This is a genomic window from Cytobacillus sp. (genome assembly GCF_032154635.1).
Classification (GTDB): domain Bacteria; phylum Bacillota; class Bacilli; order Bacillales; family Cytobacillaceae; genus Cytobacillus.
The window spans coordinates 13,024-26,908 of sequence record NZ_JALDXW010000044.1; the positions used below are offsets into that span (position 1 = coordinate 13,024).

The 13,885-nt window shown below is 37.5% G+C and carries 22 protein-coding genes; 20 read left to right on the forward strand and 2 right to left on the reverse strand.

Annotation, left to right across the window (positions count from 1 at the left end; translation table 11 throughout):
• The first annotated feature begins 200 nt into the window (after window positions 1–200).
• The 18 genes from RUH74_RS20800 to RUH74_RS20885 all read left to right on the forward strand — a co-directional run bounded on the left by RUH74_RS20800 (window position 201) and on the right by RUH74_RS20885 (window position 10,607).
• On the forward strand, window positions 201–2,129 hold the full coding sequence (locus RUH74_RS20800; RefSeq protein WP_313803605.1) for a tape measure protein: 1,929 nt from the start codon (window positions 201–203) through the stop codon (window positions 2,127–2,129).
• Entirely contained in the window at window positions 2,129–2,788 is a 660-nt protein-coding gene (locus tag RUH74_RS20805) for a LysM peptidoglycan-binding domain-containing protein (RefSeq protein WP_313803608.1), read from the forward strand. Before RUH74_RS20800 ends, RUH74_RS20805 begins: the two co-directional genes overlap by 1 nt.
• Before the next feature lie 9 nt (window positions 2,789–2,797).
• The gene (locus tag RUH74_RS20810) at window positions 2,798–3,763 is read left to right on the forward strand and encodes an XkdQ/YqbQ family protein (RefSeq protein ID WP_313803611.1); all 966 of its coding nucleotides are present in this window, start codon (window positions 2,798–2,800) and stop codon (window positions 3,761–3,763) included.
• Window position 3,764: 1 nt separating this feature from the next.
• Window positions 3,765–4,094, forward strand: coding sequence for a DUF2577 domain-containing protein (locus RUH74_RS20815; protein ID WP_313803614.1), 330 nt, complete (start codon window positions 3,765–3,767; stop codon window positions 4,092–4,094).
• Window positions 4,095–4,096: 2 nt separating this feature from the next.
• Complete coding sequence (locus RUH74_RS20820; protein WP_313803617.1) at window positions 4,097–4,492, forward strand: DUF2634 domain-containing protein; 396 nt, start codon at window positions 4,097–4,099, stop codon at window positions 4,490–4,492.
• 1 nt (window position 4,493) lies between these two features.
• Window positions 4,494–5,573 (forward strand): baseplate J/gp47 family protein, encoded by a 1,080-nt coding sequence (locus tag RUH74_RS20825; RefSeq protein ID WP_313803620.1) that lies wholly within the window; start codon window positions 4,494–4,496, stop codon window positions 5,571–5,573.
• Complete coding sequence (locus RUH74_RS20830; protein ID WP_313803623.1) at window positions 5,566–6,153, forward strand: putative phage tail protein; 588 nt, start codon at window positions 5,566–5,568, stop codon at window positions 6,151–6,153. The genes RUH74_RS20825 and RUH74_RS20830 overlap by 8 nt, the downstream gene beginning before the upstream one ends.
• Window positions 6,150–6,431, forward strand: a complete 282-nt coding sequence (locus RUH74_RS20835) for a ketopantoate hydroxymethyltransferase (RefSeq protein WP_313803625.1) — start codon at window positions 6,150–6,152, stop codon at window positions 6,429–6,431. The genes RUH74_RS20830 and RUH74_RS20835 overlap by 4 nt, the downstream gene beginning before the upstream one ends.
• 3 nt (window positions 6,432–6,434) lie before the next feature.
• A complete protein-coding gene (locus RUH74_RS20840) occupies window positions 6,435–7,238 on the forward strand; it encodes a hypothetical protein (protein WP_313803627.1) in 804 nt (267 codons plus the stop codon).
• A gap of 15 nt (window positions 7,239–7,253) precedes the next feature.
• Window positions 7,254–7,676 (forward strand): hypothetical protein, encoded by a 423-nt coding sequence (locus RUH74_RS20845; protein ID WP_313803630.1) that lies wholly within the window; start codon window positions 7,254–7,256, stop codon window positions 7,674–7,676.
• A gap of 1 nt (window position 7,677) precedes the next feature.
• On the forward strand, window positions 7,678–7,821 hold the full coding sequence (locus tag RUH74_RS20850) for a CD1375 family protein (RefSeq protein ID WP_313803633.1): 144 nt from the start codon (window positions 7,678–7,680) through the stop codon (window positions 7,819–7,821).
• A 74-nt stretch (window positions 7,822–7,895) separates the two neighbouring features.
• Window positions 7,896–8,168: a hypothetical protein gene (locus RUH74_RS20855; RefSeq protein ID WP_313803635.1), complete on the forward strand. Its 273-nt coding sequence runs from the start codon at window positions 7,896–7,898 to the stop codon at window positions 8,166–8,168.
• A gap of 14 nt (window positions 8,169–8,182) precedes the next feature.
• Window positions 8,183–8,545: a hypothetical protein gene (locus RUH74_RS20860; RefSeq protein ID WP_313803636.1), complete on the forward strand. Its 363-nt coding sequence runs from the start codon at window positions 8,183–8,185 to the stop codon at window positions 8,543–8,545.
• A 15-nt stretch (window positions 8,546–8,560) separates the two neighbouring features.
• Window positions 8,561–8,923, forward strand: a complete 363-nt coding sequence (locus tag RUH74_RS20865; RefSeq protein ID WP_313803639.1) for a hypothetical protein — start codon at window positions 8,561–8,563, stop codon at window positions 8,921–8,923.
• A complete protein-coding gene (locus RUH74_RS20870; protein ID WP_313803642.1) occupies window positions 8,920–9,045 on the forward strand; it encodes a hypothetical protein in 126 nt (41 codons plus the stop codon). Before RUH74_RS20865 ends, RUH74_RS20870 begins: the two co-directional genes overlap by 4 nt.
• Before the next feature lie 272 nt (window positions 9,046–9,317).
• On the forward strand, window positions 9,318–9,572 hold the full coding sequence (locus RUH74_RS20875; RefSeq protein WP_313803645.1) for a hemolysin XhlA family protein: 255 nt from the start codon (window positions 9,318–9,320) through the stop codon (window positions 9,570–9,572).
• A 14-nt stretch (window positions 9,573–9,586) separates the two neighbouring features.
• Window positions 9,587–9,826, forward strand: coding sequence for a phage holin (locus RUH74_RS20880; protein ID WP_313803648.1), 240 nt, complete (start codon window positions 9,587–9,589; stop codon window positions 9,824–9,826).
• Between the two features lie 91 nt (window positions 9,827–9,917).
• The gene (locus RUH74_RS20885; protein ID WP_313803650.1) at window positions 9,918–10,607 is read left to right on the forward strand and encodes an N-acetylmuramoyl-L-alanine amidase family protein; all 690 of its coding nucleotides are present in this window, start codon (window positions 9,918–9,920) and stop codon (window positions 10,605–10,607) included.
• Between the two features lie 270 nt (window positions 10,608–10,877).
• Here the strand turns inward: RUH74_RS20885 and RUH74_RS20890 are convergent, their stop codons facing one another.
• Together RUH74_RS20890 and RUH74_RS20895 are read right to left on the reverse strand one after the other, a co-directional pair.
• Entirely contained in the window at window positions 10,878–11,114 is a 237-nt protein-coding gene (locus RUH74_RS20890) for a hypothetical protein (RefSeq protein ID WP_313803652.1), read from the reverse strand.
• 162 nt (window positions 11,115–11,276) lie between these two features.
• Complete coding sequence (locus RUH74_RS20895; RefSeq protein WP_313803655.1) at window positions 11,277–12,419, reverse strand: LuxR C-terminal-related transcriptional regulator; 1,143 nt, start codon at window positions 12,417–12,419, stop codon at window positions 11,277–11,279.
• A gap of 264 nt (window positions 12,420–12,683) precedes the next feature.
• Here RUH74_RS20895 and RUH74_RS20900 point away from each other — a divergent pair, with 264 nt between their 5' ends.
• Window positions 12,684–13,439, forward strand: coding sequence for an SDR family NAD(P)-dependent oxidoreductase (locus tag RUH74_RS20900; protein ID WP_313803658.1), 756 nt, complete (start codon window positions 12,684–12,686; stop codon window positions 13,437–13,439).
• A 55-nt stretch (window positions 13,440–13,494) separates the two neighbouring features.
• On the forward strand, window positions 13,495–13,885 hold a 391-nt coding region (locus tag RUH74_RS20905; protein ID WP_313803661.1), incomplete at its 3' end, for an SDR family NAD(P)-dependent oxidoreductase.

Here is a 13,885-nt window from a genome sequence, read left to right on the forward strand (position 1 = left end):
CACATGAACTGATGAATATGAGTCTACGAGAAAAAGCAGTCATCTACGCGATGATTGATTATCGAATAGAACAGGATAGAAAGGAAGAAGCGAAAGCACGGATGATGTCTCGAAATAAAAGATAAAGTAAATGGAAAGCACTCAAGTATAAAGGGTGCTTTTCTGCTTTTGAAAAGGTGGTGGAGAAGACGTCTGGATTAATGTCAGTGTTAAAAGGTTTTAGTAATCATTTAAGAATAATAGATAGTTTTTCGCAAGATATAGGAAAGGTTTGGAACTCCATGAATGCTACGATGTCGTATGCAGATAATATTACTTCAGTGAATACGCGATTATCATTTATTAATGACGGTTTGAGAACACAGGCTCAATTACAGCAGCAAGTCTTAGATATTGCAAATCGTACAGCTTCCAGCTATCAGTCGACAGCAGGATTTGTTTCAGCACTTGGAGCAGCTACAAAAGGTGTTTTTAAGAATAATGACGATATGCTGGCTTTTACTGAAAGCTTTAATAAAACCCTTGATATAGGTGGAGCAGACAAAGGGACTAAGGATAATGTTAGTCAACTGATGATTCAGGCACTGGGAAATGGAAAAATGCAAGATTCCGGATTCAGAGAAATGAGCAAATCGGCACCTGCTATTATGGATGTTTTATCAGCGGGGCTAAGTATTTCTGAAACTGAGCTGCAGAAATTGGGAGAAGAAGGAAAGCTGACAGCAGACATGATCGTAAAGGCTTTTGAAAATCAAAGCACTGTAATAGATGGAATGTTCAGCCATATGCCTTTAACTTTTGCGGGTGCAACAGATATTATGAAAAATAAATTCGCTGAATTTATTGGGAATCTTAATCAGGCTGGAGGACCACTAAGCTTAATAACGGAGCAGATGCAGGGTTTTATAGCTTGGTTAAGTTCTGCAAATGGTGAGCAGTTTTTCAGTGGTTTAGCAATGGGGATTGATCTTGTTGTAAGAGGCTTCGTATTCTTAACAGATGTTATTGGGAGAGTTTTAAACTTTGTTTTAACCTACTTGCCGGAGATTTCAGCTATGCTTTTGACTTGGGGAGCAACGCTAATCCCTTCGATTATTGTTAGACTTTGGGGGATGGTACAGCCCATTTTAATGCAAGCCATGGCATGGCTTGCTGCCAATTGGCCCATTTTATTAATCGTTGCTGCGGTAGGGCTTTTAGTTTTTATCATTCGGCAATTTGGCGTTACAACAGATCAAATTATTGGTTTCGTTGCAGGGGTTTTTACCACACTCTTTGCTCTTATTTACAATGGCATCGCTAATATTTGGAACTTTTTTGCGATGCTGGCGGAATTTCTAATTAATCGATTCATCGACCCTGTATATGCAGTTAAGAAGCTCTTTTATGATCTTGTTAAAATGGCAATGAATAATCTAGCTGCATTAACAGGTTCGTTTGATATGGCGGCTGATATATTAGGGAAAGTATTTGTAAGTGGTGCAAATATAGCGATAGGGGGCATAAATGCACTGATTAGGGCTTTGAACAAAATTCCAGGTGTTGATATTCAGGAGGTCAAGAAGTTTGAAAGTGGTGCTAGTACTAGACTATCTGACAAACTTAAAAACTTTGTGAATAATCTAGAAGAGCCTAAAAGTGATAAAAATATCGTTAATATCCCACGTATGGACTTGAAATCAGTTCCTGAATCATTTCAAAAAGGCTACAAATCTGGCAGTGGTTTTGCTAAAAATCTTGGGAAATTTGATGGACTTGAAAGTTTTGCAGGTAATAACTTTTTTAAAGATAAACCGGGTATGCCAGGTGGCAATAATTTCACTAATATGAATAATGGCAGTACCGGCTTTTCTAATATGAATAATGGCGGTAACCAATTCGCGAACATCGATAAAGTTGGAGAAGTAGGCAAAATCAATGATACTGTAGATATTTCCAGTGAAGACATAAAAACGATGAGAGAACTGGCAGAAATGAAGTCGATCCAGAATTTCGTGTCGCTGCAACCGAGCGTAAAAGTCGAAGGGATAAGCGTTCGGGAAGAAGCAGACATTAATACGATTGTTGCGAGGATTGAACAAAAGCTGGAACAAGAATTTTATGCTGCAGCTGAGGGTGTGTATATGTAATGACTGATTATGGAATATGGCTTTCATTTAATAATGAAGCGGAGGGATTCCAGCTGCCTGAGAATCCCTCTTCTATTGAAATCAAGGATGCTAATAGCAATAAAACCTATCATATTTCAGGAATAGGGGAAATCAATGTTTTAAAAGATCCATCGCTGACTGAATATACATTTGAAGGTGTTTTCCCATCTCAGAAAAATCCTTCCATGGTAGCAAAAAGAGCACTTGAACCAGAAATCTATGTGGATTACATTCGGAAGTGGATGGCTTCGAAGCAGCCGATTCGCTTCGTCTTTACAGGTTCAACTTTTTCTATTAATACACTTGCAAGTATTGAAGCATTTGAGTGGAAAGAGGCAGGCGGTGCCGTTGGCGACATTGAATACAAGCTGTCTTTGAAAAAATATGTGCATTATGCAGCTCAAAAGGTGAAAGTTGTTAAGAAAGCTGCAGCCAACAAGCAAGCATCCCCTCGCCCGGATAATCGGGCTCCGGCAAAAACGTATAAACTAGTTAAAGGTGATAGTTTATGGAAAATTGCACAAAAATTTTTAGGCAGTGGCTCTCGCTATAAAGAAATACAAAAGCTAAATAATATTAAAGAGTCAGAGCTGCGAAAGCTTCCTATAGGACTGGAAGTGAAATTGCCTCCAAAGTAGGTGGTAGCAATGGAAATTTTATTAGATAACAAAAACGGGAATGTCTGGGATATATCAAATATGGTTTCAAATGTTACATGGAAAACGACGAGGATCGGCCGTGCTTCTAGTTTGGAGCTGACGATGATCAAAGGCTCACCACATCAAGATAAAGCATTCCAATGTAATAATGGCGATGTTATCCGCGTAAAGGACGAAAATCAGCCAGTGTTTTACGGCTATATTTTTAAAATTGGAAGCGGGAAAAGTGAAGAGGTCAAGATCACTGCCTATGATCAAATACGCTATCTAATGACAAATGAAACCTATGTAGGCACGAATGTAACAGCCACCCAAGTAATAAAAAAAATAGCGAATGATCTTAAATTAAAGCTGGGTGTAATTGAAGATACAAAACACCAAATCCCAACATTGATAGAGGATGATAAAAAGCTTCTTGACACGATCTGTAAATCACTTGATTTAACATTAATCGCCACAACGAAAAATTATGTTTTTTATGATCACTTTGGTGCTTTAACTTTAAAGAATAGTAACAGCATGAAGGCAGACGTTGTTATTGGGGATGAAAGCTTAATGCATGATTATAGTTACGAAAAGTCTATCGATGATGAAACATATAATCGCATCAAAATCATTCGTGATAATAAAGAAACGGGAAAACGTGATGTATATATTGCAGAGGATAGCAGCAATATGGCAAAATGGGGCCGTCTCCAGCTTCTTCATAAGGCAGATGAAAAAATGAATGAAGCTCAAATTAATAATCTATTAGATCAATTGGCCACTCTTAAAAATCGTGAACATAGGAAAATAAAAATTAGTGCGATTGGGGACTTGAGGATTCGGGCAGGATGCTTCGTTCCTATTATTCTAAGTGAATTTGGCATCCGTCAGTATTTTTTAGTTGATGAATGTACTCATAGTTGGGAAGGGGCAGATCATACGATGTCGCTGGATTTGAAGGTGATATAAAATGAGCATGATCAATATCATTAAACAAGCAGGGGTTGGAGCTATACACGCACAAAATCCTGTTCATATTCTATTTGGAACCGTAACAAAATCGAATCCTCTTGAAGTGAATGTCGAACAAAAATTCACTCTCACAGAGGATTTTTTAGTACTCACAGAAAGGCTGACCCGGTATGAGGAAAACGAGCATACTCACTCATCGGCAAATGGAGAAACCACATCGCCTTCTAAGCCGCTTATCATTCGAGCTGGTTTAAAAAATGGTGATAAAGTGATCCTGCTGCGAGTGCAAGGCGGACAGCAATTTGTGGTCCTTGATAAGGTGGTGTGAACATGACAATCCCACAGTCTGATTTTATTGAAGAGCTTGAATTGGTGGCGATGCCGAGCCTGACGTATAAGATTGATTTTCAGAAAAAACGAATGTCTGGCATGACAGATCAGCTTGCTGCAATTAAGCAGGCGGTCTTTATTATTTTGCACACAGAACGTTTTAAGCACATGATATACAGTGATCATTTCGGTATTGAATTAGAAAATTTAATAGGGACGAACCCCATATATGTGAAATCAGAGCTAGCTCGCCGCATAACTGAAGCGCTTCTTCAAGATGATCGAGTAACTAGCATTGAAGATTTCCAATTTGTTTTTAATGATCATAACGTGCTAGTAACATTTACGGTTGTAACAGAATATGGAAGCTTTCAGGAAGCTACGGAGGTGAATTAGAATGTATGAACATATGACACCTGAATATTTAATTGATCGCATGCTAAGCAGGGTATCAGCCAATTTTGATAAACGTGAAAGCTCTCCGATTTATACAGCCATTGCACCAGTTGCCTATATTCTTGCTGAAATTTATGCCGATTTAGATGTACACAATAATCTTTCTTTTGTTGACTCTGCGGATGGAGAATATTTAGCGAGAGGGACAAGTGAGCATGGGATAAATAAAAACCTTGCTACTTTTGCGAAAAGAAAAGGAAAGTTTTACGGGGCGAATGAAACCCCGATGGATGTCCCAATTAATAGCCGCTTCTCAATTGGGAATTTATATTATCTGGTTGAAAGCAGGCTTGATTTAGGTGAGTTTATTTTGAAATGTGAGACTGCTGGGACTGCGGGGAATGAACAGTTTGGTGTACTGCTTCCAGTTGAATACATTGCTGGACTAGTTGAAGCACAATTAGCTGATGTTCTGATTCCTGGTGAAAATGAAGAAGAAGATGAGGCTTTGCGTGAACGATTCTTTGAGGAAGTAAATGAGGAACCTTTCGGAGGCAATGTGGCAGATTATAAAAAGATGCTCAATACGCTGGATGGCATCGGAGGTACAAAGGTTTTCCCAGCATGGCAAGGCGGAGGTTCTGTTAAATGCTGTGTTCTTACAAGCGACTTTGATGAACCCTCTCCAGATTTTATTCAGGAAATACAAGAAAAAGTAGATCCAATTCCTGTTCAGGGACAAGGGCTTGGACTTGCGCCAATGAACCATTTTGTAACGATTACTGGTGCAGCTAAAGTTCTTTTAACTATCGAGTCAACGATTACCTTAGCGGACGGTGTGACGATTGGTCAAGTAGTGGGTGATATTGAGGCGATATTGAAGGATTATTTTCTATCTCTGCGCAAAAATTGGAAGAACGAAGCTAAGACGATTATTCGTTTATCTCAAATAGAGGCGCGGATTTTAACGATTCCTAATATTGTGGATGTAACCAATACGACTATAAATGGTTCTTCAGTAAATGTCGAACTAGATGCCGAAAAAATTCCTTTCGTAGACCAGGTGATTTTAAATGGCTGAAGCATATATAACTCATTTGCCGCCAATTTTTCATAACATTCCTGAGTTTTTGGAAATTGCTAAAACTGTTGATAAAGAGGTTCAATTGCTTGAAGCGGAAATAGATCAAACCTTTCGTAATCGTTTTGTGCAGACTGCGAACGAATACGCCATTAAACGTCGCGAAAAGATACTTAACATTCAGGCGGATCCAGAAACGGAAAGTTTAGACTTTCGAAAACGAAGAATAATTAACCGTCAATCAACGAAAGTACCGTTTACCTTACGATTCCTTCAAGATAGACTTAACTTTTTAGTAGGGGAAGGGAGAGCAGCAGTCTCTGCCGATTGGCTATCCAGCATTTTATCAATAGCAGCTGATATAGGTGATGCGAAGGTTTTTAAAGAGGTTGAGCATACGATTAAGACAGTAAAGCCCGCAAGCATGGTCTATCAACAGCAAACGGCATTAAGCAACACGATTTTGTTTAAAGAGCATATCTCTATGAGGCAAGTAACGAGAATGACAAGGCTCTCAACAACATGGAAGCTCGGCAGCACACCATTTGCTGCAGGAGGAAAGGAGGTGATCATTAAGTGATTTCTGAGGAATTTCTAAGCGAAGTGGCGATCTTCACAGATAAGAAGATTAATAAGGTCGTATTAAATGGAACCTATCAAGTTCCTAATTTTGATCTAAAAAAAGTAGCAGCAAATGAGCTTTCGATGAGATACACAGTACCGTTTGGCTCTGTCGAAACGATTCAACAAATTGAACTAAAAGATGAATGGGATAATGTCATTACTTCTAATCATGTATACGTTCCTATCTCATCAGATACGATTCTTTCACAAACTATATTTGTAAAGGAGGCATAATAGATGAAATTTCAGCCGAAAACAGACTGGAAGTATGATGATATTCCAACGGAGGCAGACTTCAATCGCATTGAGCAGGGGATTGCCGATGCTCTTGAAGGAAACGATCCGATCATTCAACAAGACACCCCTCCTGATGGCGTTAAGGAAGGGAGACTGTGGCTTGATACTAGTGATGATACGTATCAGGGGACAGTCTTTGAGAGTTTGAAAGGGGAGATTGATGGGCATTTGGGGGATGAAGTAAAGCATGTGACTCAAGAGGAACACGATAAAATTGGAGGAGCATTGCAAAGAACTGGTGGGGCGTTAACAGGTGACTTAGAAATTAATAAAGACGGAGGAAGAATAAAATTTAATCGCCCCTCAAATGCGATAGATGGAAATGCTGGAATATCAGTTTATGATAATACAGTTTACCAAACTGGAAAGGATCTATTTTTTAACTTTCCTAGCAAACAATGGCAAGTTGGGACAGAACCTATATTACATTTAGGAAATGCATCTACATTGCTTGCAAGTTTAGGAGTTGGGATAACAGCTAGTGGTACTTATGGTGGGGATGCAACAAACAGCAGATTTATTAACGTAGGGTTTACCCCTAAAGCCGTTTTTCTTTTAAATAGAAGTAATGGGGGTACTTTAATTTATATTGACGTTAATGGGGCAGTAAGAATATTTGATCGCATAAGTTGGTTTACTCCTGGAAATGCAGTTGCTTCAAATGGGTTTTATGTCAGTTATAATGGTAATACTGATGGGCCAAATGTCCCTTCTCATAATTATTATTGGGTTGCGATTGCTTAAAAGGAGGGAAAACATATGCATATAATAATATATCGGAAATCAGATGGTCAGTCATTGTTACAAGAAACCGCATCCTCCTTCTTTACCCAAGAGACATATGATTCCACTCATAATATTGAACATGTTGTAAAAACTCATGGTGGAGTAAAAGAAGATTATTCAGAAATTCGGTTAGTAGATGAAACGATTATTCAGAAAACAGTAACGCATGAATTTACCATTGTGAATGGTGAAATTGTCTTTGGTGCTGAAAAAGTTATTGAAGCACCACCAAAGGAACCTACTCCGGATGAACGTATCAAGGCATTAGAAGAGGAGAGGTTAGGTCTACAACTAGCCTTAGCAGAAAGTATAGAAAAACAGGAAATAGATAAAATCAACAACCAATTAGCATTAGCTGAATTAGTAGAAACCTTAACAATGAAAGGAGTTTTATAAAATGGTAACTTTATATGCAGATTTAGTGGAATTAGGATTAAGGGTATTGGAGAATCCACAACCAGGACAAATTGCTGTTCCAACATTTTTAAATGCTACCGTTAAAAAAGAATTAGAAAACCGTGCGGCAATGAGAGTTCAATAAACTCTTGGATGATAATGTGCATTAACACAAACACACCAACAAGGTGTTTTTTTATTTGAAGGGAGTGAAGGCTCATGGCAACAATTAAAAGACAAAGAGCAGATGGTAGTTGGGAATATATACAAATGACTGGAGAAGATGTAATTACTTTAAAAAATGACGTTGCAGCGCATTTGGCGGATGAAGTGAAGCATCTTAAGATCGGAGAAAGAGCGAAGTGGGATGCGAAAGAAACTCCTGAAGGGGCACAGGCTAAAGCAGACAAAGCCGAACAAAATGCGAAGGAATATGCAAAGCAACAAAGTGTAGATAATGAATACTATTTGATGGTACAAATGATACCTTAAAGGAGTGACGAGAAATGGCTTTAAGAGGGAAAATAGCTGTACAAGAGAATATAAATATAGCTACGGAAGGCACGTATGTCGAATTGGTGAAAGTAGCTGGTAAAGGTATATTAAAAGGACTATCATATGGATCAGGATCCTCTCAAATAACTCATTCTCTCCAAATGACACTTGATGGTTCAGTATCTGAAATTAGTTTAGGTGAACTCTCCAGATCATTGGCTTCTACTAGTGGCGGTATATGGGGTACTGCAGGTAGTGACAGGGGGCAACTAGTACTAAATTTACCTTTTCAAACAGGATTTACAATAAAGATTCGTAGAGACTCTAGCGGCACATCGTACTATGGCACAATATTATGGGCAGTCGAGGAATAATGGAGGGAGTATAAAATGAACTTCGAAATAGACAGTGGGGTAGTTTATCAAATAGATGAAGGAAACAATTATCGGTCTAGAATATTCCATGATTATGAATATAAATTAGTCACTGAATTAGAAGCTAAACAAGTTGATACCAATGTAATAGTAGAGGGTATTGTTTTTAAGGAAAAGTATGATAAATCTCCAATAGCAATTACTGACAATGTGCAGTTAACTATAGGAGGAAACCCTTTAAATATAGTTGAATTGAAACCTGCATCCAATGGTTTAATTGTAGTAAATCTAGTACTTGAAAACACGACTCTTGAAAATGTGCCAGAACTTTCTTTTTCCGATGGCATCGTAACAATCATTTGGAGGTATGACAAATGACATTAGCGGAAATCATCGCTCAACGAAGAAGAGATAAGGAATTAGCTGAACTCGAAAAAACAAAGTTAAATATTTCGGTAGATAAAGACGGAAAGATTATCGTTTCGAATCCGTCTGCTTAATGCACTTTCGGATGATAATGCGCACTAACTAATCCATTAAAATTAATAAAGAGCCATAAACTTTTTATTTATCTTCAATTTCTGATGTAAAGGCTTACTCTATAAATACTCAGAAAGCTTTTTTAAAAACAATTTACTTAGGATAGTATAAAGTTTTGTTAATAAGTTCCTAAGTAATTTCCAGGAGGAATAAAATAACATACTTGTATAATACTAGAGCAAATTTATTCTTCAAGTTTATATATTCTAGCTATATCGAAAGGAGGCACCAAATGAACGAACTAAACCTCGTCCAAAAAGATATCGTCACTCTCAAAACCTCTGTCGAAGACATGAAACAGGATATCCGCCAGCTTCAGGATAAGACGCTGATTCATGATCGGGATATTCGTGAGATCCAGATGGATTTAAAGGATATAAAAGAGGATACGAAATGGCTACGGCGCGCAATCACCAACGCATTTATTGTTGGGCTGATTGGAGGAGCAGTGGCTATTTTTTATGCAGCAATGAATTTTAATTTGTAAGAGGAGAAAGGATTATGAAAAAGGATATGGCTACATTGATCGGGGGCTTTTTGACAGCCCTTTTCTTCTTCTTTGGAACGATTGGCATTTCGTTTGAATGGTTTACGCAGGACAGTATTAATGCGTTTGTCGTTCTGATTTCAGCAGCTATTGCTTTAGGGATCAATCTATATGCTGTTTATAAAAATACGTATGCGTTAACAAAGAAAGCAAAGCTTCAGAAAGAATTTCTTGAGCGGCACAATCTTAAATAATTAACTTTATTAAAAACAATGTCTGTAAGAGGTTTATTTTGTACAAGCTTTATGATTATAATTTCCAAAAAAATATATGAGGTGATTAATAATGGCAAAAATATTTATCGACCCAGGTCATGGGGGAACAGATCCGGGTGCAATTGGAAACGGACTTCAGGAAAAGAACATTACATTGCAGATTTCTACAAGAATCAGAGATATTCTTTTAAATGAATATGATAACGTATCAATTAGAATGAGCCGAACAGGAGATCAAACGGTTTCTTTATCTGAACGGACAAATGCGGCGAATGCTTGGGCAGCAGATTTTTTATTGTCTGTGCATATTAATGCCGGCGGTGGAACGGGATATGAGGACTATATTTATCCGGGTGTAGGAACACCGACCACAACCTATCAGAATAATATCCACTCAGAAGTGATGAAACTTGTTAATTTTTCAGATCGAGGCAAAAAGACGGCAAATTTCCATATGCTTCGTGAATCTAATATGCCAGCGCTGTTAACGGAAAATGGATTTATCGATAACGCCAATGATGCAGCCAAATTAAAGACAAGCTCATTTATCGAAAGTATTGCCCGTGGGCATGTAAACGGGATCGTGAAAAGCTTTAATCTGCCTAAGAAGGCAACAGCAGTTTACCATATTGTTGTACAAGGCGATACGGTATATTCTTTAGCGCAAAAATACGGCAGCACCATCCAACAGATTAAAGAATGGAATGGACTTGATGCGAATTATACCATTTATATTGGCCAAAGACTTCGAGTGAAATAAGGATTCTCAAGAGTGAACAGAGGAGCACGGAAAGCTATCTTTCCGTGCTCCTTTTCATTGTTTAGTTAGTCAAATTGTTTCAGTCTAAAAAATCAACAAATAGAACCGGCAGCACGGTTCCATTTGTATGTTGGAGTATGAGTTAGACCTTTCGTATTCTTTTTCTATGAATAGAGTATCGGTGTTATTTACAAAAGTAATCAAATTTCGTGACGACCTGATTCTTATTCCAAATTTTTCACTTTGTCCATAAAATCAAAAGTTCAGCAATTAAAATTGTTCATTCACTTCCCATGATTCAACCATTTTATAAGCTGTTTGTGGGTCATAGCCTTTTCCGATCAAATAGGCAATTGCTGCTACTTCTGTCATAGCATGAGAGTATGAAGTAAATGTTGCTTCTTTTAAACCATACTCAACAAATGGTGTAACGGCATTTAATGTTTCGCTCTTTAAATCCCTATAGGGCATATAAACAGGGTAATAAGGTGATGGAATATAGTACATATGTCAAGCCTCATCCTTCCTCAAATTTCTTCGAACTTGTTGTATCATATGAACCATCTAGATATTCGTTTTTGTCCTATTCAAATTTCTGTATTTTATACCTTGTCTTTTGGGACAAGGAACCTGTCCCCCTGTCCCTACCTTTGAAACAAGGGACTGTCCCTATTCGATTAGACCGAGGCGGAATGCGCTGGAGACGACTTGTGTGCGGTTTTTGGCATTTAGTTTTGTCATGAGGTTGCTAATGTAGTCTCTTATGGTATGTTCACTTAAGTGCAATAATTCTCCCATTTTTTTGTTGTCATATCCATCGGCAAGCAGGTCGAGGATCATTGTTTCTCGTTCAGTCAATTGAATCTCTGCTATTCTGCTTCCTTCATTCTGATTTCTTGAAAGGTAGAGTCCAATCCGCTTTCCGACTTGTTCGAGTAAGACTAGCTCTTCTTTCGAACAATCAAATTCTTCCCCTACCTGATCGAATGTTAACCAGCCTAATAATTGCTGTTGATTAAAGAGGGGAACAAAAATAACTGAAGAGAGATTGAACAGTTTAATATGTTCTTCCTTTACATAATTATGAGGGTTTTTAAGAAAGATTGGCCCTTTTGTATTAAAAAAGCTGCTCTGTTTATTAAGCTGTCCTCTCATGCTCTGAACCTTTGTTAGTTCAGAGCCAATAACCCCGTAAAACTGATTGGACCAAGGGATGTATGCGTAAAATACACATCTTTTATAGTGGAAGAGCTCCTCGCATTTTTTTAGTACTTGTACAAGGTTATTGCTACCTGAAGTACGGATTAAAATCTCATTCAATTGATCTAGTAAATAGAGTCTTCTTAGTTCCTCGTTTTCCTTTTCATTTTTAGAAAACGTACTTTCCGATTCATCATCACTACATTTTTTATAGCTGTGAAAAAGATGAGAAAAAACGGATAATAGAAACATTAAAATGGAAATGTTGCGGTTATGCTGTTTTACATTCGCCATTAAGGTAAGAATTGCTTTTTCAAAAATCAAGCAAAAATAATTGAAAATCCTTGTGTTCAATATAGTTATTTGGGATTGCAGCCAAGTATCTAAATGATCCTCATAATGATTGCTGATTTCTTCAATGTCTGGATGAGACAAAAAATGTATAAATGAGTCTAGCAAAGTACCAATGATTATTCGATCTTCTTCCATAATATTGGGTTCTAGATTTGTATATATCGTAATATTTTCTCTAATTTGCCTGCTGTGGCTTTTTATAAAAATGATGAATTGTTCAAAATTGATTTCTTCATATTCATGAGATTGCTGCTTCATATGAATTGATTCTCCTTACACAATTTACCCCTATAGATGAAGGGGAATCTTCTATGTATTATACAGCAATATGGAGGATAGTAATTCAAACATGCAGTAGTAAAATTGAATTATAACAAATAGTTAATCTTTTCAAACACAATAAACAACATTCGCACATTGCGAACAGAAAAAAGAACAGTTCAACATTTGTGTTTTCGTTCACAAAATGGATTTAGTAAGAGTGGATGAAGCAAATATGAAGAGAAGGAAAAGGTGATTCATATGAGACTTGATAATAAAGTAGCCATTATTACAGGCGGTGGAACAGGGATTGGCAAAGAAACAGCATTGTTATTTGCAAAAGAAGGAGCCAAAATTGTTATCACTGATATAAACCAGGAATCTGGACAGCAAGTAGTTAAAGAAATAAAGGAAAACGGAGGAGAAGCTCTTTTTATCCGTCATGATGTAAGTAAAGAAGACGATTGGAAACGAGTTGCAGAAGAAACAATTAAGTTTTTTGAAAAAGTGGATGTGCTTTTCAATAATGCAGGAATTTATATAATTAAACCAGTTGCCGAGATTGAATTAGAGGAATGGAACCGTCTTATGTCTATTAATGTGACAGGTGTGTTTTTAGGAATGAAACATATTATGCCCTTAATTGCCAAAAACAAAAAAGGTTCTGTTATTAATGCTTCATCAATTGCCGGTTTAACCGGAGCTCCCGGCCATGTTTTATATGGGGCAAGTAAAGGAGCCGTACGTATGATGACGAAGGATGCAGCTATGGAGTATGCAGCAGCTGGAGTCAGAGTAAATTCCATCCATCCAGGGTATATTGATACAGGTATGGCTGACTATGCTTCCCAAGTAACAGGAAGCTCAAAAGATCAATTAGGAAAAGAATTGTTCCCATTGGGACATCTTGGGGCTGTGAAGGATGTAGCGAATATGGTTCTATTCCTTGCTTCAGATGAGTCCGCTTTTTCAACTGGGGCAGAATTTGTCATTGATGGTGGAGCAACAGCGAGATAATGTCATTTGAAATATAGGGACCATTTTTAAGAAATTTAAATAGGGGTGACTGATAATGAGATTAGAAAATAAAGTAGCGATTATTACAGGTGGAGCGAGCGGAATCGGTGAAGCAACAGTTCGTTTATTTGTTGAAGAAGGTGCAAAAGTAGTCATTGCCGACTATTCTGATCGCGGACAAGAGCTTTCTAAGGAATTAAATGCAAATGGGTATGATACATTGTTTGTGAAAACAGATGTAACAAAGGAAGAAGAAGTAAAACATATGATTTCTGCAGCTGTCGATAAATACGGAAGGCTTGATATTATGTATGCGAATGCGGGGATTGCCAATGATGCAATCGCACATGAGCTGTCTTATGAGCAATGGAAGAGAACAATTGATATCAATTTGTCAGGTGTATTTCTTTCTGATAAATATGCGATTGAACAAATGCTAAAACAAG